The following is a 22,046-nucleotide window of genomic DNA, read 5'->3' on the forward strand; positions in this document are numbered from 1 at the left end:
CTTCGCCACTCCGAACATCAACGGTGGATCGATGAAGCGTGATCCACCCTACAAGAGCCCCTGTAGGAGCGAATTCATTCGCGAATGGGCCGCTGCGAGGCCCTACAGGAGTCCGGTCACCCTCAGCAGGTACACGGTCGCCACCGCACCACCGATACAAAGCACCGCGCCGAACAGGGCCTGCCAACGGAACTGTCGGGCAAGCACATCCTCGCCGTGACTGGAGAGCAGGAAGGGTTGCGACTCCACTGGACGGCGCATCTGGTTCACGGCAGGCGCCGCGCTGGTGTGGCGATGGCGGTCTTCGGCTTCGAGCTTGGCAGCCAGGCGCACGCGCCCCCATTCCGCCTCGTCCAACTGGCCATCGCCGTTACTGTCGAAGCGTTGCAGCAGGCCGGCAAAATCGCCCTTCCACTCGCGGATCACGGTGCCCTGGGCCGTCGTCAGGTCGAGTCCTTGACGACCACCGCCACTGGTACGGAAATCGCCGATGGCATATAGCGGCTGGTCGGCATGCAGACGTTCCTCGGTGTAGCGGTACTCGCCGCCAGATAGCCAGCCACTCAAGCCGCCGGAAACCAGTGCGCCGCGAGGATGACGCTGATGGCCTTTCCAGACCTCACGGGTGGACGGGCGGACTTCAGCACCGCGAGGATCGATCAGGCATTCGCCCGTGGAGTCGGACAGGCGCAGCCAGGCATCGCTGACTCCACTGTCCACCACGCGCCAGCTCTTGCTCTTGCCGCTCTCGCTGTACTCCTCGATGCGGTAGCGCCACCAGAGGCAGGGCTTGCCCGTCAGCGGCGCCACCAATTGGCCGTCGCCGTTGGGATGAAGGACGCCGTAAAGCTCTACGTAGCCCTGGGCCGCGGAGCGGATCTTCGAGGTCGGGGTGTCCAGCAGCAACCGCGCCTGCGCCAGGCGGCGCAGGCACCACCAGCCGCCGCCGGCAAAGGCGCCCAGGCTGAATCCCAGACTGATCGCCAGCCCGGCTACGTCCACTGCCATATCAGCTGAACAGGCTCTTGAGGTCGACGTCGGCCTTCTCTGCCTCGCTGAACTCCAGCAGCTCGGCGGCCTTGAAACCGAACAGGCCGGCGATGATCACGTCCGGGAATTGCTCGATGCGTACGTTGTTCAGGTTCACCGCCTCGTTATACAGCTCGCGGCGATCGGCGATGCCGTTCTCCAGGCCGCTGATGCGCTGCTGGAGGAACTGGAAGCTCTCGTTGGCCTTGAGTTGCGGATAGTTCTCCGCCAGGGCGAAGAGCTGCCCGAGGCCGGCGCGCAGGCCGCTTTCGGCCTGGCCGAGGGCACCGATATCACCCTTCTCGCGGGCGCTGGCCACGGCGTTGCGCGCCGCGATCACGCGCTCCAGGGTGGTGCGCTCGTGCTGCATGTACTGCTTGCAGGTTTCCACCAGCTTGGGCAGTTCGTCATGCCGTTGCTTGAGGAGCACCTCGATGTTCGACCAGGCCTTGCCGACACCGTGCTTGAGCCGCACCAGCGCGTTGTAGAGGATCACCGCATAGGCGGCGACAAGTAGCAGAACCACGATCAGGGCGACGCTGGTCAGACTCATGCAGGCTTCTCCTTCAGGCTGCGGGTCAAGGGGGCTGCGGCGATTCTAATGGCGTTTGGCCAAGGATGCGGAGACCTCGTACTCAGCTGTTGCAAAACGCCCGAGAACAGCCTTTCCAAAAATGAAAATCTTTCGCATTATGTTGCGGTTTTCATTTGCGCAACTTCACATTGCCATCACCCAGAAGCAAAGGACCTCGCCCATGATTCGTAAGCCCCTGGCTGCCGCCAGCCTGCTCGCCGTCGCCATTGCCCTCGCCGGTTGCGGTGACGACAAGAAAGAAGCTGCAGCACCGCAAGCCACCGCACCGGCCACCACTGCCGCCGCCCCGGCTGCAACCGCCAAGGTCGACGAGGCCGAGGCCAAGAAAGTCGTTGCTCACTATGCCGACCTCGCCCTCGCCGTCTTCACCGACGCGCACGCCACTGGCGTGAACCTGCAGAAGGCCGTTGACGCCTTCCTCGCCAAGCCTGACGCCGACACCCTGAAGGCAGCCCGTGAAGCCTGGCTGGCCGCTCGCGTCCCGTACATGCAGACCGAAGTGTTCCGCTTCGGCAACCCGGTGGTCGACGACTGGGAAGGCCAGCTGAACGCCTGGCCGCTGGATGAAGGCCTGATCGACTACGTCGCTGGCGACTACCAGCACGCCCTGGGCAACCCCGGCGCCACCGCCAACATCATCGCCAACACCACCATCCAGGTCGGCGAAGAGAAGCTCGACGTCACCGAAATCACCGGTGAGAAGCTGGCCAGCCTGAACGAGCTGGGCGGTTCCGAAGCCAACGTCGCCACTGGCTACCACGCCATCGAGTTCCTCCTCTGGGGCCAGGACCTGAACGGCAGCGGCCCGGGTGCCGGCAACCGTCCCGCCACCGACTACGTGGTCGGCGAAGGCGCCACCGGCGGCCACAACGAGCGTCGCCGCCAGTACCTGAAGGCCGCGACCGACCTGCTGGTTTCCGACCTCGAGTTCATGGTTGGCCAGTGGAAGTCGGGCGTAGCCGACAACTACCGCGCCAAGCTGGAAGCCGAACCGGCCGAAGCCGGCCTGCGCAAGATGCTGTTCGGCATGGGCAGCCTGTCCCTCGGCGAACTGGCTGGCGAGCGCATGAAGGTCGCCCTGGAAGCCAACTCCACCGAAGACGAGCACGACTGCTTCAGCGACAACACCCACAACTCGCACTTCTACAACGGCAAGGGCATCCGCAACGTCTACCTGGGCGAGTACAAAAAGGTCGACGGCACCACCCTGACCGGTCCGAGCCTGTCCTCCCTGGTGGCCAAGGCTGACGCCCAGACCGACACCACCCTGAAGGCCGACCTGGAAGCCACCGAAGGCAAGCTGCAAGCCCTGGTGGACAGCGCCAACAAGGGCGTGCACTTCGACCAGCTGATCGCCGCCGACAACACCGCCGGCCAGCAACTGGTTCGTGACGCCATCGCCTCCCTGGTCAAGCAGACCGGTGCCATCGAGGATGCCGCTGGCAAACTCGGCATCACCGACCTGAAGCCGGACAACGCCGATCACCAGTTCTGATCGCAGCGGTAACCAGAAGCGGATGCGGCCCAGTGCCGCATCCGCTTTTTTGTTTCCGTCTGGTGGGCTGCTTTTCCTGTGGGGGCGAATTCATTCGCTATGCAGGCCGCAGGCCTGCCCTGACGTCGTCTTGGGGCCGCTCCGCGCCCCTTAGCGAATGAATTCGCCCCCACAATAACCTCCCATAGGCTTTGGCTTCAGAATGTAAGCCAAACGCAAATCCCTCTTATTCAGAGCCCCCAGTCCTGATAAGCTTGCCGGCCTGTTTATTGCCGACCGGACCCCGCCAATGCTCGCTCCACCGGCCTTTCGCCGCCTGTCGCCCCTGCTGCTGGCCCTTGGCCTCAGTGCTTGTGACGACGCGCCGAGGTTCACCCAGGCCGAGCCCGGCGAGCACCTGTCCGGCGGCGCAGCGACGGTCCGCCAGTTCGACCACAATGCCTTTTCCATGCCTTCGGCCAATCTGATGCCTTCGCGCAGGCTGGACTTCAGCGTAGGCAACAGCTTTTTCCGCAATCCCTGGGTGATCGCCCCCGCCACGACCACGGCGCGCGACGGCCTCGGCCCCCTGTTCAATACCAATGCCTGCCAGAACTGCCACGTGAAGGACGGCCGCGGCCACCCGCCAGCCACCGGCGCCAACAACGCCGTGTCAATGCTGGTACGCCTGTCGATTCCAGCTGACAAGTCGGCCGAACACGCACGGCAGCTCGAGCGCCTGGGCGTAGTGCCGGAACCGGTCTACGGTGGCCAGTTGCAGGACGTGTCGATTCCCGGTGTCGAGCCCGAGGGCAAGGTCCGCGTCAGCTACGATCCCCTGCCTGTGACCTTCGCCGACGGCACGACAGTGGAGTTGCGCAAGCCCCGCCTGGAAATCTCCCAGCTCGGCTATGGCGCGATGCATCCCGACACGCTGTTCTCCGCGCGCATCGCCCCGCCCATGATCGGCCTGGGCCTGCTGGAGGCGATTCCGGAAGCGGCGATCCTCGCCCATGCGGACCCTGATGACGCCAACGGCGATGGCATCCGCGGCCGTGCCAACCAGGTTTGGGACGACGTCGCCGGCAAGACGGTGATCGGTCGCTTCGGCTGGAAGGCCGGGCAGCCGAACCTGAATCAACAGAATTTTCACGCCTTCTCGGGTGATATGGGCCTGACCACCACTTCGCTGCCGAAGGACGACTGCACGGCGACACAGACCGCCTGCAAGGCTGCAGTGAGTGGTGGCGAGCCGGAAGTCAGCGACAACATCCTGTCCCTCGTACTGTTCTACACCCGCAACCTGGCCGTACCGGCCCGCCGCGACGTGGACAGCGCGCAGGTGCTGGAAGGCAAGGGCCTGTTCCACCAGGCCGGTTGCCAGTCCTGTCATACCCCGAATTTCACCACTGCGGCCGATGCCGCCGAACCCGAGCTGGCCAACCAGGTGATCCGCCCTTACAGCGACCTGCTGCTCCACGACATGGGCGATGGCCTGGCCGACGGCCGCGCCGAGTTCCAGGCCACCGGCAGCGACTGGCGCACCCCGCCGCTCTGGGGCATCGGGCTGACCGAAACCGTGAGCGGCCATACCCAGTTCCTGCACGACGGCCGCGCACGCAACCTGCTGGAGGCCGTTCTCTGGCACGGCGGCGAAGCGGAAGCGGCGAAGCAGAAGGTCCTCAAATACGACGCCGAGCAGCGTGCCGCGCTGCTGGCCTTCCTGAATTCCCTATAAGGAGCCCTGCATGTTCCGTCCCAAACTGCTGTTCACCAGCCTCGCCGCCCTGGCCCTGGGTGCCTGCGCCCCGCAGGACCCGCAAGCGCAGACCGCCTCTGCCCTGGCCAAGGACGTGATCCTGCCGACCTACAGCCGTTGGGTCGAAGCGGACCGCCAGCTCGCTGTCAGCGCTCTGGCCTTCTGCTCCGGCAAGGAAGACCTGGCCAAGGCCCGCGCCGACTTCCTCGCAGCGCAGAAGGCCTGGGCCGAACTGCAGCCGCTGATGGTCGGCCCGCTGGCCGAAGGCAACCGCGCCTGGCAGGTGCAATTCTGGCCGGACAAGAAGAACCTGGTCGGTCGCCAGGTGGAGCAACTGGTCAAGGCCCAGCCCAATGTCGACGCCACCTCCCTGGCCAAGGCCAGCGTGGTCGTCCAGGGCCTGTCCGCCTACGAATACATCCTCTTCGACAGCAACCTGGACATGGCCGACAGCGCCCAGAAGGCACGCTACTGCCCGTTGCTGCAGGCCATCGGTGAGCGCCAGAAGTCCCTGGCCGAGGAAATCCTCACCCGCTGGAACAGCAAGGACGGCATGCTCGACCAACTGAGCAAGTTCCCCAACCAGCGCTACGCAGACTCCCACGAAGCCATCTCCGAGCTGCTGCGCGTCCAGGTCACCGCCCTGGATACCCTGAAGAAGAAACTCGGCACCCCCATGGGCCGCCAGACCAAGAGCCTCCCGCAGCCGATGCAGGCTGACGGCTGGCGCAGCGATTCTTCCCTGGAAAGCCTGAGCGCCAGCCTGTCCAGCGCCGAGGCCCTGTGGCTGGGCAAGGACAAGCACGGCATCCGCAGCCTGCTGGGCGATGACCAGAAAGCCCTGGCCGAGAAGATCGACGCCAGCTACAGCGAAGCTCGCGGCAAGCTGAGCGCCATCAAGCAGCCACTCAGCGAACTGCTGGCCAGCGAAGACGGTCTCAAGCAGCTCAATGACTTCTACGACAGCCTCGACCGCGTTCAGCGCCTGCACTCCGGCGAACTGGCCAAGGCCCTGAATGTGCAGCTCGGCTTCAACGCCAACGACGGTGACTGAGATGCTCCGGCGCCAGGTCCTCACCCTTGCCAGCCTGTTGCTCGGTGCCGTTGGCCTGGGCGGCTGGACCCTGAGCCGCAAGGGCGAATCGCCCCTGCTGCTCTCCGCCCGCGACGACGCCGACGGCCAGCATTACGCCGTGGGCTACCGCCTGGACGGCACTCAGGTTTTCGCCACCCGCGTCGGCCAGCGCTGCCACGACATCGTCGAGCATCCCAGCGAACCGGTGGCGCTTTTCGTAGCCCGTCGCCCTGGCACCGAAAGCTACCTGGTGGATCTGCGCGACGGCCGCCTGCTGCAGACGCTGACTTCGCAAAAGGACCGCCACTTCTACGGTCATGGCGTCTGGCATCGCGACGGCGAATGGCTCTACGCCACCGAAAACGACACCACCGATCCGGGCCGGGGCATGCTCGGCCGCTATCGCTATCAGTCCGGGCAATTGATCCACGAGGATGAGCTTTCCACCCACGGACTCGGCCCGCACCAAGTGTCCTGGATGCCTGATGGCGAAACCCTGGTTGTGGCCAATGGCGGTATCCGCACCGAGGCCGAAAGCCGCGTGGAGATGAACCTCGACGCCATGGAGCCAAGCCTGGTGCTGATGCGCCGCGACGGCAGCCTGCTGTCGAAGGAAACCCTACCGCAGCAGATGAACAGCGTCCGTCACCTGGCCATCGGCGCCGATGGCACCGTCGTCGCCGGCCAGCAGTACATGGGCGATGCCACCGATCGGGCCGACCTGGTCGCCATCAAGCGTCCCGGCCAACCGTTCCAGCCCTTCCCTCTGGAGGACGAACAGCGCCTGGCGATGGTCCAGTACACCGCCAGCGTCGCCATCCACGATGAGCTGCGCCTGGTCGCCCTCACTGCACCACGAGGCAACCGTTTCTTCATCTGGGACCTGGACAGCGGCGCCGTACGCCTCGACGCACCGCTGCCGGATTGCGCCGGCGTCGGCGCGGTGAAGGACGGCTTCGTCGTCACCTCCGGCCAGGGCCGCTGCCGCGTCTACGACTGCCGTAGCGAACAGATCATCGCCACGCCGCTGCAATTGCCGGCGAGTTTCTGGGATAACCACCTGCACCTGGCCTGATGCACTTGTAGGAGCGAGCTTGCTCGCGAACAGTCCGAGCACATTCTTCGCGAGCAAGCTCGCTCCTACAGAGTCCCCACTTCAAAGCCCCGCCGCTCCTGGCCTCCTGGCACTTTCGTACCCCACAAATTCCCTGCCCCTGCCCTTCAGCGGCACCTCGCCGTGCCGACTAAGTGAATGCCTGCCCGACACGCCCCAACACGCCTTTTCGGCGATCGCACAACTGCAACATTCGTCTGGTAGAGAGCCCACATCTCCTTTCCTTTTCCAAGAGGCGCAACACCATGTCTCTGCGACGCTCCCTGCGCGGCCAGATCCTCACCCTGCTCGGCGGCAGCCTGCTGCTGCTCCTGCTGATCGCCCTGGCCTGTTTCCACTTCCTCTCCGGCGGCATCCAGTCCTATCGCGGCCTGGTGGACGGCACGCTGGAAGCTTCAAGCCTGGTGGATGAGGCCAACCTCGAGTTCAAGGTGCAGGTCCAGGAATGGAAGAACGTACTCCTGCGCGGCAAGGACCCGGAGAACCTGAACAAATACTGGAGCCAGTTCGAAGGCCAGGAAGCCAAGGTCCAGGCGGTGCTCGGCAAGCTGCTGGACAAGACCCGCGACCTCGACGACGGTGCACTGCGGGCGAAGGTGGAGAGCCTGCGCAACGAGCACCGCAACCTCGGCATCGCCTACCGCAAAGGCCGTGACGCCTTCATCGCGGCGGGCGCTGACCCGGTAGCCGGCGACACTGCGGTCAAGGGCATCGACCGCGCAGCCAGCGAGCAGATGAGCGCCCTGGTGGCCGAGCTGCATGCCCGTGGCAGCCAGCAATCCGACGCCATCAGCGCCAGCGCCGACAGCACCGTGAGCATCGGCCTGGCGGTCATGCTGCTGTCGAGCATCGGTATCGGCCTGTTCAGCATCTGGCTGCTCAACCGCAACCTGATCGCCCCCATCAGCACGCTGATCGAACACATCGCCCAGCTCAGCCAGGGCAACTTCGGCCAACGCGTGGATGCCAGCCGCGAGGACGAACTGGGTCGCCTGGCCGTGGCCGCCAACACCCTGCGCGACTTCCTCGCCGATACCTTCAATCGCCTCAAGCAGAGCACCACCCAACTGGACAACGCCAGCGGCGAACTCAGCGCCATCGCCAGCCTGATGGCCGAAGGCACCCGTGAGCAGTTCTCCCGCACCGACCAGGTGGCCACGGCCATGCACGAGATGTCCGCCACGGCCCAGGAAGTCGCGCGCCATGCCGCCGAAGCCGCCGGTGCGGCCGACCAGGCCGACCACTCGGCACAGCAGGGCGGCGCGGTGATGCAGGCGACTATTCACAGCATCACCGGCATGCGCAGCGAAATCGCCAACACCGCCGACGTGATCCGTCGCCTGGAAAGCGACAGCGGCCGCATCGGCAAGGTGCTGGAAGTGATCCGCGGCATCGCCGAACAGACCAACCTGCTGGCCCTGAACGCCGCCATCGAAGCCGCCCGCGCGGGTGACCAGGGTCGTGGCTTCGCGGTGGTGGCGGATGAGGTACGCACCCTGGCGCAGCGAACTGCCGAGTCCACCGCCGAAATCCACCAGATCATCGACACGGTGCAGACTGGCGCCCTCAACGCGGTCCGCGCCATCGAGAACGGCCAGAACCGCAGCGAGGAGAGCGTCGCCCAGGTCACCGAGGCCGGCGCCATGCTGCAACGCATCACCGATGCGGTCGAAGCCATCCGCGACATGAACCGTCAGATCGCCACCGCGGCGGAAGAACAGACTTCGGTGGCCGAGGACATCTCGCGCAACCTCACCGAGATCACCGCCATCGCCACCACCAACGACGAGAACGTGCAACGCACCCAGGGCGCCAGCCAGCACCTACACGCTCTTTCCGGCGACCTCACCCAACTCACGGCGCGTCTCCACGCCTGACCTGACGGCAGGCACAGGGAAGTGCCGCCGCCTCTTGTCCCCTCGATCAGAAAGGTCGGATTCCTGCCCGAACAAATTCACCGATCTGACTCGATCTTCAGCGATCTCCGCAGCGCATAAACCGCAAAATACCGAAACGCAACGTTCTGCAATTTCTTGTCTTTGACTTGGTCTAACTCTGGTACTAAGGTGCTTCCCTCGCCTATTCCCAGGCCACTCTTCCCTGCCAAGGAACCGGAATATGTTGCTCCGCCGCATGCTCATCATGCTGGGCGTCGTTGCCCTCGTGGTGGTCGCCCTTGCTGCCTATAAAGGCTTCTCGATCTACCAGCAGATCCAGCAGTTTTCTGCGCCTCAGCCTCCCATCAGCGTCTCCGCCGAGAAGGCCGTCGAGCAGCCCTGGCAAAGCCGCCTGCCCGCCATCGGTTCGCTGAAAGCCTTCCAGGGCGTCGACCTCACCGTGGAAGCCAGCGGCACTGTCCAGGACGTGCTCTTCCTTTCCGGCGAGAAGATCAAGCTGGGCCAACCGCTGATTCAGATGGACAGCGACGTCGAACGCGCCAGCCTGGCCACCGCCGAAGCCGAACTGTCCCTGGCCCGCGTCGAGTTTGAGCGTGGCCGCAGCCTGGTCAGCCGGCAGAACATCTCCAAGAGCGAGTTCGACCGCCTGTCCTCGGAGCTCCAGGCCGCCACTGGCAAGGTTGCCCAGCTCAAGGCCCTGATGGACAAGAAACGCATCGTCGCGCCCTTCGCCGGCACCATCGGCATCCGCCAGGTGGACGTCGGTGATTTCCTCTCCTCGGGCACCATCATCGCCACCCTGCAGGACCTGAATACTTTGTTCGTCGACTTCTTCCTGCCAGAGCAATCCGCTCCGCTGCTGAAGGTTGGCCAGAAGGTGCGCATCAGCGTTGCCGCGTTCCCAGGCGAATCCTTCGACGGCGACATCGCCGCGCTCAACCCCAAGGTCGAAGAAGCCACCCGTAACCTGCAGGTCCGCGCCATGCTGCCGAACCCCGATGGCAAGCTGCTGCCGGGCATGTTCGCCAACCTCGAAGTGCTGCTGCCGGGCGACCAGGAGCGCGTGGTGGTTTCGGAAAGCGCCATCACCTACACCCTCTACGGCAACTCGGTGTATGTGATCGACGAGAAGAAGAACGCCGAAGGCCAGCCCGAGAAAGGCCCGGACGGTGAGACTCAGCTGGTGGTGGAACGCCGCTTCGTCGAAACCGGCGAGCGCCGCGATGGCAAGGTCGTAGTCCTCAAGGGCCTCCAGGCGGGCGAACAGGTGGTGACTTCCGGCCAGCTCAAGCTGGATAACGGCTCCCACGTCGCCATCGCGCCCGACCAGACCCTGTCCAGCAAACCGGACACTCAAGCCCGCGCCCAATAAGCGACACGCGCGCGAAGGAACGGAACATGGCTTTCACAGATCCTTTCATCCGTCGCCCGGTGCTGGCGACCGTCGTCAGCCTGCTGATCGTGCTCCTGGGTTTCCAGGCCTTCAGCAAACTGGTGATCCGCCAGTACCCGCAGATGGAAAACGCCCTGATCACGGTGACCACCGCCTACCCCGGCGCCAACGCCGAGACCATCCAGGGCTACATCACCCAGCCGTTGCAGCAGAGCCTGGCCAGCGCCGAGGGTATCGACTACATGACCTCGGCGAGCCAGCAGAACGCCTCGGTCATCCAGATCTACGCGCGCATCGGTGCCAACTCCGACCGGCTCTTCACCGAACTGCTGGCCAAGGCCAACGAGGTGAAGAACCAGCTGCCGCAGGACGCGGAAGACCCGGTGCTGTCCAAGGAAGCGGCCGACGCCTCGGCGCTGATGTACATCAGCTTCTACAGCGACGAGCTGTCCAATCCGCAAATCACCGACTACCTCTCGCGGGTGATCCAGCCCAAGCTGGCCACCCTGCCGGGCATGGCTGAAGCGGAAATCCTCGGCAACCAGGTCTTCGCCATGCGCCTGTGGCTGGACCCGGTGCGGATGGCGGCCTACGGCATCACCGCCAACGACATCAACGACGCGGTGCGCAAGTACAACTTCCTCTCCGCCGCCGGCGAGGTGAAGGGCCAGTACGTCGTCACCAGCATCAATGCCACCACCGACCTCAAGTCCCCCGATGCCTTCGGCGCCATCCCGGTGAAGACCGTGGGTGACAGCCGCGTGCTGGTGCGCGACGTGGCACGGGTGGAAATGGGCGCGGAAAACTACGACTCCATCAGCTCCTTCGACGGCATTCCCTCGGTCTACATCGGCATCAAGGGCACCCCCAGCGCCAACCCGCTGGACGTGATCAAGCACGTGCGCGCGATCATGCCGGAGCTGGAGTCCCAGCTGCCACCGAACCTCAAGGTGTCCATCGCCTACGACGCCACCCGATTCATCCAGGCCTCCATCGACGAAGTGGTGAAGACCCTCGGCGAAGCCGTGCTGATCGTGATCGTGGTCGTGTTCCTGTTCCTCGGCGCCTTCCGCTCGGTGCTGATCCCGGTGATCACCATCCCGCTGTCGATGATCGGCGTGCTCTTCTTCATGCAGTTGATGGGTTACTCCATCAACCTGCTGACGCTGCTGGCCATGGTGCTCGCCATCGGCCTGGTGGTGGACGACGCCATCGTGGTGGTGGAGAACATCCACCGGCATATCGAAGAAGGCAAGACGCCCTTCGATGCGGCCATCGAGGGCGCCCGCGAGATCGCCGTGCCGGTGATCTCCATGACCATCACCCTGGCCGCGGTCTACGCCCCCATCGGTTTCCTCGAAGGGCTGACCGGCGCGCTGTTCCGTGAATTCGCCCTGACCCTCGCGGGCGCGGTGATCATCTCCGGCATCGTCGCCCTGACCCTGTCGCCGATGATGTGCTCCAAGCTGCTGCGTCACGACGAGAACCCGTCGGGCCTGGCGCATAAGCTGGACATGATCTTCGACCGTCTCAAGCGGCGTTATCAGCAGGCCCTGCATGGCACCCTGAACACCCGCCCGGTAGTGGTGGTATTCGCGGTCATCGTGCTCTGCCTGATCCCGGTGCTGCTGAAGTTCACCAAGAGCGAACTGGCCCCGGACGAAGACCAGGGCATCGTCTTCATCATGGCCAAGGCGCCGCAACCGACCAACCTGGACTATCTGAACGCCTACACCGAGGCGTTCGTGAAAATCTTCAAGGAGTTCCCCGAGTACTACTCCTCGTTCCAGATCAACGGTTTCGACGGCGTGCAGTCCGGCATCGGCGGCTTCCTGCTCAAGCCCTGGGACGAGCGCGAACGCACCCAGATGGAATTGCTCCATGAGGTCCAGGGCAAGCTGAACCAGATCCCCGGCCTGCAGATCTTCGGCTTCAACCTGCCCTCGCTGCCGGGCACCGGCGAAGGCCTGCCGTTCCAGTTCGTGATCAACACCCCGAACGACTACGAGTCGCTGCTGCAAGTGACCGAGCGGATCAAGGCGCGCGCCATGGAGTCGGGCAAGTTCGCCTTCCTCAACGTCGACCTGGCGTTCGATAAGCCGGAAGTGGTGGTGGACATCGACCGGGCGAAGGCTGCGCAGATGGGCGTGTCCATGGAGGACCTGGGCTCGACCCTGGCGATCCTGCTGGGCGAGGGTGAGATCAACCGCTTCACCATCGACGGCCGCAGCTACAAGGTCATCGCCCAGGTCGAGCGCGCCTACCGCGACAATCCGGGCTGGCTGAGCAACTACTACGTGAAGAGCGATAGCGGCGCCATGGTGCCCCTGTCGACCCTGATCAGCGTGCATGACAGCGCCCGGCCGACGCGCCTGAAGCAGTTCCAGCAGCTCAACTCGGCCATCATCGAAGGCTTCCCGACGGTGAGCATGGGCGAAGCCATCGACACCGTCTCGCAGATCGCTCGCGAAGAAGCGCCGCGCGGCTATGGCTTCGACTATGCCGGCGCATCCCGCCAGTACGTGCAGGAAGGCAGTGCGCTCTACGTCACCTTCGCGCTGGCCCTGGCGATCATCTTCCTGGTGCTGGCTGCGCAGTTCGAGAGTTTCCGCGACCCGCTGGTGATGCTGGTCACGGTACCGCTGTCCATCTGCGGCGCGCTGATCCCGCTGTTCCTCGGCGTATCCAGCATGAACATCTACACCCAGGTGGGCCTGGTGACGCTGATCGGCCTGATCAGCAAGCACGGCATCCTGATCGTGGAGTTCGCCAACCAGTTGCGTCGTGAGAAGGGACTGTCTGCCCGCGAAGCGGTCGAAGAAGCCGCTGCCATTCGTCTGCGGCCGGTGCTGATGACCACCGCGGCAATGGTGTTCGGCATGGTGCCGCTGATCCTCGCCACGGGTGCGGGGGCGGTCAGCCGCTTCGACATTGGCCTGGTGATCGCCACCGGCATGTCCATCGGCACGCTGTTCACCCTCTTCGTCCTGCCTTGCGTCTATACGCTCCTGGCGAAGAAGGACCTGCAGCCCGAAGGCCAGCCGGCGACCAGCCACTGAGCCCAGCCGCGATAACGAAAAGCCCCGCAATTGCGGGGCTTTTCTTTGCCGGGCAGCTTCTCGTAGGTTGCGGCTGAGCTACGCGAAGTCCAACGAACAAAATCGATTCCGCTCACCCCAAAAAACAGAAAACCCCGCCTTGGCGGGGTTTCCCGTGGGTTCGGACCTCACTCCTGGGCGCGCAGCCCCTGGGACAGGCCGAACATGAACAGCAGCAGGTTCTGGTCCGGCTGCACTTGCGCCTTCAACCGCGCATTGGGCGGTAACGGGCAATAGCCGAGGCCGTTGACGCTGACCACGGAGGGCGAGGGTTCATGCCAGGCAGCCACCGCCAGGGAGGCTACTCCCAAAGCGCCGACGAGAAAAAAAGCTCGTGTGACTTCTAATTTCATGATCGCAACCCCTTGATAGCGCTGCCAAACGCTGCTTCATAACCGTAGATCAGCACTAACCAACCCGCCTCGCTCAGCGACGAGTGGCGCCTAAACTGCCACAACTCGCGCAGGGCTGCCCGCTTGCTCGACGGTCGGTCCCGGGCTTATTTGCGTCCGCAACGGCTACTTCGGGAAGGGTCAAAGGGTGAGAAAAGACTCAATTGGCGAGATCGGGCCGACCGCCGAGATTCACCTCGAAGCGGCAACCGGTGGGCTCAACGGCGCTCAGGCTGACGGTCCAGCCCTGGTTGTCACAGATCCGCTGAACAAGCGAAAGCCCCAACCCAAGACCATCGCCGCGCTTCGCCGGCCCTCGGACGAACGGCCGGAACATGGCTTCGCGCTCCGCTTCGGGGATGCCGACGCCGCTGTCCTCCACCACGAAGCCGCCGTCCTTCAGTACCAGTCGGATGCTGCCGGCGTCGGTGTAGTGCAGCGCGTTGCGGAGCAGGTTTCCGAGCACAGAGCGCAGGAAGGACGCATTGTAGGGGCGGTCCTGGGGTGTGCCGGGGTGGTACTCGAAGCACAGACCCTTCTGCTCGATGGCCTCGCGCCACTGGTTGGCAAGATCGCCGGCGACACTGGTCAGGCTCGCCTGTGGCGCCCCGCTGGTTTCGTCGCGCTGGGCACGTGCCAGCATCAGGAACGTCTGGACCAGGTCGCGCATTTCTTCGGTCGCACGGGCAATGCGCTGCACATGGGCACGACCACGCGCATCGAGGTGGGGATTCTCCGCCAGCAGCTCACAGGATGTAGCCAGTACCATCAACGGGGTGCGCAGTTCGTGGCTGACGTCGCTGGTGAACAGGCGTTCGCGATTGAGCACATCATGCAGCCGCCCAAGGGTATCGTCGAAGGCCTGGGCCAGTTGCCCCACCTCGTCGGCGGCGTAGTCCGGCGCCAAAGGAGGCGCCATGCCCAGTAACTGGTCGCGATGACGGACTTGCCCGGCCAGGCGCACCACCGGCTCGATGACCTTGCGCGCCAGCACCCAGCCCAGCAGCAGCGCCAGCAACACGCTGAGGCCGAAGCCCACCATCACCACCCGGTAAAGCACCTGCTCGCGGGCCTCGAATTCGCTCTGGTCCTGCAGCATCACATAGCGGCGGCCGTCGATCTCACGAACGAGCGCATGGTAGGAGCTGTCGCCCTCGAAGACCTCGTGAAATCCCGGAGACAGGTCGGTCATGTTCTCGGGAATCACATAGGGACTGGCGCTGTCGCTGCTGTAGAAGCGGGTATCGCTGTCCAGGGCCGGCGGCTTGCCCTGGAAGATGTTCTGGGTGAGGACGCGGCGGAGTTCGTTGTTCAGGTCGCGGGAAATCAATTGCTCTTCGATCAGGTGCACGACTTCGATGATGCCGACGGAGAAGGTGCCCCCCACCAGTGTCGTCATCAGCACGAAGGCGATGAGAATCCGTCGGGCGAGGCTCTGCTTAAACTCCATCAGCGGACTCCGCCAGGCGGTAGCCCAGACCATGCATGGTGTGCAGCAGCGGTTTGTCGAAGGGTTTGTCGATCACCTGGCGCAACTGGTGGATGTGGCTACGCAGGCTGTCGCTGTCAGGGCAGTCATCGCCCCACAGGGCCTCTTCCAGCGCCTCCCGGCGAACCAGGTGCGGGCTCTTCTGCATCAGCACCGCGAGCAGCTTGAGGCCGATGGGATTGAGCCGCAGGGTCTTGCCTGCGCGGCTGACCTCCAGCGTGTCCAGGTCATAGCTGAGATCGCCCACCTGCAGGCTGCGCTTGCCGCCGCCCTGGGAACGACGCAGCACGGCCTCGATGCGAGCGGCCAGCTCGGAAAGGGCGAAAGGCTTGAGCAGGTAGTCGTCGGCACCAGACTTGAAGCCTTGCAGGCGATCATCCAGCGCATCACGGGCGGTGAGCATGATGACCGGCGTATCGCGCCGGGCCTCTTCACGCAGGCGGCGGCAGAGGCTGTAGCCATCCAGCCCCGGCAACATCACGTCGAGCACGACCAGGTCATAGTGCTCGCTGCTGGCCAGGTGCAGTCCGGAGAGGCCATCCCGTGCACAGTCGACGGAGTAGCCCTTGAGTTCGAGGAAATCGACCATGTTGCCGAGAATGTCGTTGTTGTCTTCGACTAGCAGGATCCGCATGGTGCAACTCCATTCATCCACTGAGGGCCGCTTGCCGGCCCGAGCACGTTCGACCGGGAACCAGCCTGGAATTCCCGTCAGCGCGTAACCAGCGATCATACCCACGCGCGGCACTTGCGCCCATTTCCGCAGGCAAGAAAAAGCCCCGCACGAGGCGGGGCTTCTTCGAACCGGATGGCCGGGTGGCTTACATCATGCCGCCCATGCCGCCCATGCCGCCCATGTCAGGCATGGCCGGGCCGGCCTTGTCGTCAGCCACTTCGGCAACCATGGCCTCGGTGGTGATCATCAGGCCGCCGATGGAGGCAGCAGCTTGCAGAGCGGAACGGGTGACCTTGGCCGGGTCCAGGATGCCCATTTCGATCATGTCGCCGTACACGCCGGTAGCAGCGTTGAAGCCGTAGTTGCCGGAACCTTGCTTGACCTTGTCGACAACCACGCTCGGCTCGTCACCGGCGTTGGCCACGATCTGGCGCAGCGGAGCTTCTACAGCGCGACGCAGCAGGGCGATACCGACGTTCTGCTCTTCGTTGTCGCCTTTCAGGCCTTCGATGGCCTGCAGGGCGCGAACCAGGGCTACGCCACCGCCAGGAACCACGCCTTCTTCGACGGCAGCACGGGTAGCGTGCAGGGCGTCTTCAACGCGGGCTTTCTTCTCTTTCATCTCGACTTCGGTAGCCGCACCGACCTTGATCACGGCAACACCGCCGGCCAGCTTGGCCAGACGCTCTTGCAGCTTCTCTTTGTCGTAGTCGGAAGTGGTTTCTTCGACTTGCTTGCGGATCTGGGCAACGCGGGCTTCGATGTCAGCCTGGGCGCCAGCGCCGTCGATGATGGTGGTGTTTTCCTTGCTCAGGACAACGCGCTTGGCGTTACCCAGGTGCTCCAGGGAAGCGCTTTCCAGGGACAGGCCGACTTCTTCGGAAATCACGGTGCCGCCGGTCAGGATAGCGATGTCCTGCAGCATGGCCTTGCGACGGTCGCCGAAGCCCGGAGCCTTGACGGCTGCGACTTTGACGATGCCACGCATGTTGTTCACAACCAGGGTAGCCAGGGCTTCGCCTTCAACGTCTTCAGCGACGATCAGCAGCGGGCGGCCGGCTTTGGCGACTGCTTCCAGGACCGGCAGCATTTCGCGGATGTTGGAGATCTTCTTGTCCACCAGCAGGATCAGCGGGCCGTCGAGCTCGGCGACCATGGTGTCCGGCTTGTTGATGAAGTAGGGGGACAGGTAGCCGCGGTCGAACTGCATGCCTTCTACGACGGACAGTTCGTTTTCCAGGCCCGAGCCTTCTTCAACGGTGATCACGCCTTCCTTGCCTACTTTCTCCATGGCTTCGGCAATGATGTTGCCGATGGAGTCGTCGGAGTTGGCGGAGATGGTGCCTACCTGGGCGATGGCCTTGGTATCAGCGCAAGGCTTGGCCAGCTCTTTCAGCTGGGCAACGATGGCGATGGTGGCCTTGTCGATGCCGCGCTTCAGGTCCATCGGGTTCATGCCGGCGGCAACGGCCTTCAGGCCTTCGTTGACGATGGCTTGAGCCAGTACGGTAGCGGTGGTGGTGCCGTCACCGGCAGCGTCGTTGGCCTTGGAGGCAACGTCTTTTACCAGCTGGGCGCCCATGTTTTCGAACTTGTCTTTCAGCTCGATTTCCTTGGCAACGGAAACGCCATCCTTGGTGATGGTCGGAGCGCCGAAGGACTTGTCCAGAACCACGTTACGGCCTTTCGGGCCCAGGGTGGCTTTAACGGCGTCGGCCAGTACGTTCACGCCAACCAGCATTTTCTTGCGGGCGGAATCGCCGAATTTGACTTCTTTAGCAGCCATTTAATTGATCCTCAATTCTTTGGTGTGTAGGCGGAGATTCGCGAGACTTAGGCTTCGACGACGGCGAGGATTTCGCTCTCGCCCATCACCAGCAGTTCTTCGCCATCGACCTTGATGGTGTTGCTGCCGGAGTACGGGCCAAACACCACTTGATCACCGACCTTGACGGCCAGCGGACGCACTTCGCCGTTGTCCAGCAGGCGACCGGTGCCTACAGCGACGACTTCGCCACGGTTCGGCTTCTCGGCGGCCGAACCCGGCAGCACGATGCCGCCAGCGGTTTTGGTCTCTTCTTCGCTGCGACGGATGACGACGCGGTCATGCAGAGGACGAAGCTTCATTGTCGATCTCTCCCAATAGTGTTGTCTTTCGACCGGTGCGCGCACCGGTGGGTTGGTAATGTCCGGCGGGGCCGGTTGCAGCGCGACGGGCGCGCCGCTGGAATCTGACCTGCCAACAGGCAAGAACCTTGCGGTGACCGATACATAGGGGCGCCCGGAGGCATTTCAAGGGTCATCCGCAAAAAAAATTAGCGGTCGCGGCGCTCGTACTCGCCTTCGATCACGTTCGGGCGGGTCTGTCCGCTGCGGGCGGCGAGGTCGTCGGCGAAGGCGCGCTGGCGCATGGCCTGGGCCGCTGCGCGCTGGCGCAGATTGCGGATGAACAGGCGACGGGTGAAGGGGATCAGGCAGAACAGGCCGATGATGTCGCTGATGAAACCCGGGAGCAGCAGCAGGCCGCCACCGACAGCGATCAGCAGGCCTTCGAGTACTTCCTGCTCAGGCACCTCGCCACGGGCCAGGCGCTCACGGGCGCGCCAGGCAGTGGCGACACCGGCTACCCGCAGCAGCACGCTGCCGAGCACGGCGGTACCAATCACCAGCAGCAGAGTGGGCAGGACGCCGATCGCGCTGCCGACCTGGATCAGGACGGCCAGTTCGATCAGCGGAAAGAGCAGGAACAGAAAGAGAAAAGCGCGCATCTGGGGGTCCTTGGCGGAAGAACGGCTTCCGATAATCCGTTAGATGAAGTCGCCCTCCTCCCAATTCAAGCCACTGCCTCGCCACCGGTCGGCCAGGATTCAGCGCGAGCCAGCTGTACCAAGGCCTGACGGACTGCACCTGGGTTGTTACAGGATGTTGGGAAGGGCAACCAATGAAGCGTCTGACCGATGCGTAGGTGGAATCCTTCAGAGTCGATTCCGACCATCGCCGCCGTCGGTTCGGACGGCAAGCCGGCCAGTTCCACATAGTGGGCGATGGCATTGGCGTGATCGCTGTTCATGTGTTCCAGCATGCTGATCTCGGCTTCGCCAGCGAAGCCGTTGGCCAGAACGAGCTGGTCCACCCAATGGATGGCGCCGAAGCCGCCGATGAAGCGAGCGCGCACCGGCTCGAGGCGCCAGAAATCGAAGTCATGGGTGCGGTGGTAGTCCACGGCCTGCGGGAAGTAGCGGTAGTAGCGGGTCGCTGCGGCTTCCACCTCAGCTTCGTCGCTGATCTGCCGTGCTTCGGCCAGCAAGGTCAGGCGCCCGGCGGCCTGGACGTCGGCGGCGCCGCGTTCGCCCACCAGCAGCGAGCACTTGGCGTCTTTCTGCAGGTTATGGGTGTGCTGGGCGATGCGGCTGATGAGGATCAGCGGTCGGCCTTCGGCATCCAGGCAATAGGGCACCACTGATCCGAAAGGGAAGCCCGGCATGGTCTTGGAATGGGTGGACAGCACCCCCTGGTATTCCTTGAGCAGCATTTCTCGTGCATGCTTTGCGGCTTTCACGCTCACCTTATGACTCCTCGCAAAGAATCCGTCGAAAACGGACGAGCGCCCAGAATAGCGGTTTAACGGCGCAAGCGGGGGCAAAGCGACAGTTATTCGAGGGGATTCTCATGCAACTCAAAGACAAGGTCATCATCATTACCGGTGGTTGCCAGGGCCTCGGCCGCGCCATGGGTGAGTATCTGGCCGCCAAGGGCGCGAAGCTCGCCCTGGTGGACCTGAACCAGGAAAAACTGGATGAAGCGGTAGCCGCCTGCAAGGCTGCCGGTGGTGATGCCCGCGCCTACCTCTGCAACGTGGCCAACGAAGAGCAGGTGACCCACATGGTCGCCCAGGTGGCCGAAGACTTCGGCGCCATCAACGGCCTGGTGAACAACGCCGGCATCCTGCGCGACGGCCTGACCATCAAGGTCAAGGACGGCGAAATGACCAAGATGAGCCTGGCCCAGTGGCAGGCCGTGATCGACGTCAACCTGACCGGTGTCTTCCTCTGCACCCGCGAAGTCGCCGCCAAGATGATCGAACTGGAAAACCAGGGCGCGATCATCAATATCTCCTCCATCTCCCGCGCCGGCAACATGGGCCAGGCCAACTACTCCGCCGCCAAGGCCGGTGTAGCCGCTGACACCGTGGTCTGGGCGAAGGAACTGGCTCGCTACGGCATCCGTGTGGCCGGCGTCGCCCCGGGCTTCATCGAGACCGACATGGTCGCCAGCATGAAGCCGGAAGCCCTGGAAAAGATGACCTCGGGCATTCCCCTGCGCCGCCTCGGCAAACCGCTGGAAATCGCTCACTCGGTTGCCTACATCCTGGAGAACGACTACTACACCGGTCGTGTCCTGGAGCTGGACGGCGGCCTGCGCCTGTAAGGCCAAGCCCCAAGAAAAAGCCCCGCAAATGCGGGGCTTTTTTGCTTCTGTAGGGCGAATTCATTGGCTGTGTCTGCAAGCTGCATTGCCCGTAGGAGCTGGCTTGCCAGCGAATGGCTCCTTTTCGCTAGCAAGCTAGCTCCTACAAAGGCAACAGCTAACGCAGACATAGCCAATTCATTCGCCAAGGGCAACGCAGTTGCCCTGACGGACACAGCAGGGCAGACCTTCGGCCTGCTTGGCGATTGAAATCGCCCCTACAGGTTCTTCACTCACCGCACACGGGCAGCGCACCGCACTGCCTTTTGCCGCTTGGAGTCGTCCCTAACGGAGTAGTCAGGCGCGCGTCCCCCGGCGCCAACTGGCGAGCGCAGGCACGGGCCTGTTGGGCCTGGGTCGCACAGCCTTTCTCGTTGAGCACTTCGGACAGGTTGAACCAGCCCAGGGCGTAGTCGGGCTTGCGCTTCAGGCTCTCGCGCAGGGCCTTCTCGGCGCCATCTCGATCACCGTCGGCATAACGCGCATTGGCCAGGGCGAAGAGCGGCAACGGTTCCGTTGGCCAGTGCTCGGCGGCCGTGCGATAGGCACGCTCCGCCACCGGGCGCTGGGCGGTCTGCTCAAGGTCGTTGGCGGCCTTGATCCAGGGTTCCAGACGGACCTCGGCGGGCAGTTGGTCTGCCGGCACCGTCACCACGGCCCAGCGCTCGGCACGCTGCCAGGTACGGTCGAAGCTGCGCAGGTCGGTGACCCAGCGCTTCTCGGTGCCAGACCGCAGCACCAGCTCGTTCTTGCTGCGGTCGAACCCGACCACCACCGCGAAGTGCCAACGCGGCAGCCAGTCCAGACCGAGGTTCTGCATCACCAGCACCGGGTTACCGGCCGCCACCTGGGCCAGCAGTGCATCCAGGTTCGGTTCCAGCGGATAGACCAGCATTCCGTACTGGCGCGCGGCAGCCACGAGCTCCAGCTTCAGGCTGCCCTGCCGGGCCGGCAGGTAGACCTTCGGCGTCAGCTCCTCGGGTGAGGTCTTCACACCTCGCTGCACCAGCACCGTCGCCAGCGCGGCCGGGCCGCACTGGTAGATCTCCTGTGGATAGAACGGCGTCTGGGTCAGCTCCATGCGCTGTGGCAGGCGGTCGCTCTGGGGCGACAGCGCCGGTTGCTGCCCGGCGCAGCCCGCGAGGGCCAGCACCAGGACGGCGAGCCAGAGTCGCATCAGTTGATGCACTTGATGAAGCTGAAGATGTCAGTGGCGCAGAGCATGTCGGTGATGATGAAGATCACCAGGAACAGCACGATGATGCCCACCCAGCCGCCGGCGGGTTCCTGCTCCAGGCGCTGGTTGAATTGCTGCAGCTCGGCCGGGGTCAGGCTGGCAATACGTGCCTCCACCTGCTCGCGCGGCACACCGAGGGATTCGAGCTTCTGCTGTACCTGCTTGTCGTCAAGCATGGCGCGCAGTTGCGCCTGGTCGACCGGTTGATGCTGCTGCAGGGATTGCTCCTGCATGGCCTGCGGCGTGCCGATCATGGCGGCCTGGGCCAGCGGCATCTGGGCAAGGAAGACGAGCTGACCGGCGATCAGGACGGAAGCGAGACGACGGTTGCAGTGACGCGAAAGCATGGT

The 22,046-nt window shown here is 64.0% G+C and carries 19 protein-coding genes and 1 pseudogene; 9 read left to right on the forward strand and 11 right to left on the reverse strand.

Annotated features, from left to right (window positions below; genetic code table 11):
- Positions 1-102 precede the first annotated feature (102 nt).
- Complete coding sequence (locus tag DM872_RS16070; RefSeq protein WP_179060416.1) at positions 103-1,008, reverse strand: GIDE domain-containing protein; 906 nt, start codon at positions 1,006-1,008, stop codon at positions 103-105.
- A 1-nt stretch (position 1,009) separates the two neighbouring features.
- Positions 1,010-1,582 carry a LemA family protein gene (locus tag DM872_RS16075; protein WP_077526676.1) on the reverse strand — a complete coding sequence of 191 codons (573 nt, stop codon included), beginning with the start codon at positions 1,580-1,582 and terminating at the stop codon, positions 1,010-1,012.
- Between the two features lie 202 nt (positions 1,583-1,784).
- Here DM872_RS16075 and DM872_RS16080 point away from each other — a divergent pair, with 202 nt between their 5' ends.
- The 8 genes and pseudogenes from DM872_RS16080 (at position 1,785) to DM872_RS16110 (ending at position 13,396) form a co-directional block, all read left to right on the forward strand.
- Positions 1,785-3,119, forward strand: a complete 1,335-nt coding sequence (locus DM872_RS16080) for an imelysin family protein (RefSeq protein ID WP_179060417.1) — start codon at positions 1,785-1,787, stop codon at positions 3,117-3,119.
- Positions 3,120-3,408: 289 nt separating this feature from the next.
- On the forward strand, positions 3,409-4,836 hold the full coding sequence (locus tag DM872_RS16085) for a di-heme oxidoreductase family protein (protein ID WP_179060418.1): 1,428 nt from the start codon (positions 3,409-3,411) through the stop codon (positions 4,834-4,836).
- A gap of 10 nt (positions 4,837-4,846) precedes the next feature.
- Positions 4,847-5,911 (forward strand): imelysin family protein, encoded by a 1,065-nt coding sequence (locus DM872_RS16090; protein ID WP_179060419.1) that lies wholly within the window; start codon positions 4,847-4,849, stop codon positions 5,909-5,911.
- 1 nt (position 5,912) lies between these two features.
- Positions 5,913-7,007 (forward strand): DUF1513 domain-containing protein, encoded by a 1,095-nt coding sequence (locus DM872_RS16095; protein ID WP_179060420.1) that lies wholly within the window; start codon positions 5,913-5,915, stop codon positions 7,005-7,007.
- Between the two features lie 872 nt (positions 7,008-7,879).
- Positions 7,880-7,990, forward strand: a pseudogene (locus DM872_RS30940) (hypothetical protein); the annotation flags it as partial.
- Positions 7,991-8,218: 228 nt separating this feature from the next.
- Positions 8,219-8,923: a methyl-accepting chemotaxis protein gene (locus DM872_RS30945; protein WP_373273723.1), complete on the forward strand. Its 705-nt coding sequence runs from the start codon at positions 8,219-8,221 to the stop codon at positions 8,921-8,923.
- 241 nt (positions 8,924-9,164) lie between these two features.
- The gene (locus DM872_RS16105) at positions 9,165-10,316 is read left to right on the forward strand and encodes an efflux RND transporter periplasmic adaptor subunit (RefSeq protein ID WP_179060422.1); all 1,152 of its coding nucleotides are present in this window, start codon (positions 9,165-9,167) and stop codon (positions 10,314-10,316) included.
- A gap of 26 nt (positions 10,317-10,342) precedes the next feature.
- A complete protein-coding gene (locus tag DM872_RS16110; protein WP_179060423.1) occupies positions 10,343-13,396 on the forward strand; it encodes a multidrug efflux RND transporter permease subunit in 3,054 nt (1,017 codons plus the stop codon).
- 167 nt (positions 13,397-13,563) lie between these two features.
- Here DM872_RS16110 and DM872_RS16115 read toward each other — a convergent pair whose 3' ends face one another.
- The 7 genes from DM872_RS16115 to DM872_RS16145 all read right to left on the reverse strand — a co-directional run bounded on the left by DM872_RS16115 (position 13,564) and on the right by DM872_RS16145 (position 19,557).
- Entirely contained in the window at positions 13,564-13,788 is a 225-nt protein-coding gene (locus DM872_RS16115; RefSeq protein ID WP_179060424.1) for a hypothetical protein, read from the reverse strand.
- 199 nt (positions 13,789-13,987) lie between these two features.
- On the reverse strand, positions 13,988-15,277 hold the full coding sequence (locus DM872_RS16120; protein ID WP_179060425.1) for a sensor histidine kinase: 1,290 nt from the start codon (positions 15,275-15,277) through the stop codon (positions 13,988-13,990).
- Complete coding sequence (locus DM872_RS16125; RefSeq protein WP_179060426.1) at positions 15,267-15,950, reverse strand: response regulator transcription factor; 684 nt, start codon at positions 15,948-15,950, stop codon at positions 15,267-15,269. Before DM872_RS16125 ends, DM872_RS16120 begins: the two co-directional genes overlap by 11 nt.
- A 187-nt stretch (positions 15,951-16,137) precedes the next feature.
- Positions 16,138-17,778, reverse strand: coding sequence for a chaperonin GroEL (gene groL, locus DM872_RS16130; RefSeq protein ID WP_179060427.1), 1,641 nt, complete (start codon positions 17,776-17,778; stop codon positions 16,138-16,140).
- A gap of 47 nt (positions 17,779-17,825) precedes the next feature.
- Positions 17,826-18,119, reverse strand: coding sequence for a co-chaperone GroES (locus DM872_RS16135; protein ID WP_028628402.1), 294 nt, complete (start codon positions 18,117-18,119; stop codon positions 17,826-17,828).
- Positions 18,120-18,307: 188 nt separating this feature from the next.
- Entirely contained in the window at positions 18,308-18,760 is a 453-nt protein-coding gene (locus DM872_RS16140) for an FxsA family protein (RefSeq protein WP_179060428.1), read from the reverse strand.
- A 65-nt stretch (positions 18,761-18,825) separates the two neighbouring features.
- On the reverse strand, positions 18,826-19,557 hold the full coding sequence (locus DM872_RS16145; protein ID WP_179060429.1) for a HugZ family pyridoxamine 5'-phosphate oxidase: 732 nt from the start codon (positions 19,555-19,557) through the stop codon (positions 18,826-18,828).
- 104 nt (positions 19,558-19,661) lie between these two features.
- Between DM872_RS16145 and DM872_RS16150 the strand changes: the two genes are divergently transcribed.
- The gene (locus tag DM872_RS16150) at positions 19,662-20,420 is read left to right on the forward strand and encodes an SDR family oxidoreductase (protein ID WP_179060430.1); all 759 of its coding nucleotides are present in this window, start codon (positions 19,662-19,664) and stop codon (positions 20,418-20,420) included.
- 268 nt (positions 20,421-20,688) lie between these two features.
- On the opposite strand, the gene DM872_RS16155 is transcribed toward DM872_RS16150, so the two are convergent.
- Both DM872_RS16155 and DM872_RS16160 read right to left on the reverse strand, forming a co-directional pair.
- On the reverse strand, positions 20,689-21,636 hold the full coding sequence (locus DM872_RS16155; RefSeq protein ID WP_179060431.1) for a PA2778 family cysteine peptidase: 948 nt from the start codon (positions 21,634-21,636) through the stop codon (positions 20,689-20,691).
- Entirely contained in the window at positions 21,636-22,043 is a 408-nt protein-coding gene (locus DM872_RS16160; RefSeq protein ID WP_179060432.1) for a PA2779 family protein, read from the reverse strand. The genes DM872_RS16155 and DM872_RS16160 overlap by 1 nt, the downstream gene beginning before the upstream one ends.
- Between the last annotated feature and the right edge of the window lie 3 nt (positions 22,044-22,046).

This window comes from Pseudomonas taiwanensis (assembly GCF_013393345.1).
Taxonomy (GTDB): Bacteria; Pseudomonadota; Gammaproteobacteria; order Pseudomonadales; family Pseudomonadaceae; genus Metapseudomonas; species Metapseudomonas resinovorans_C.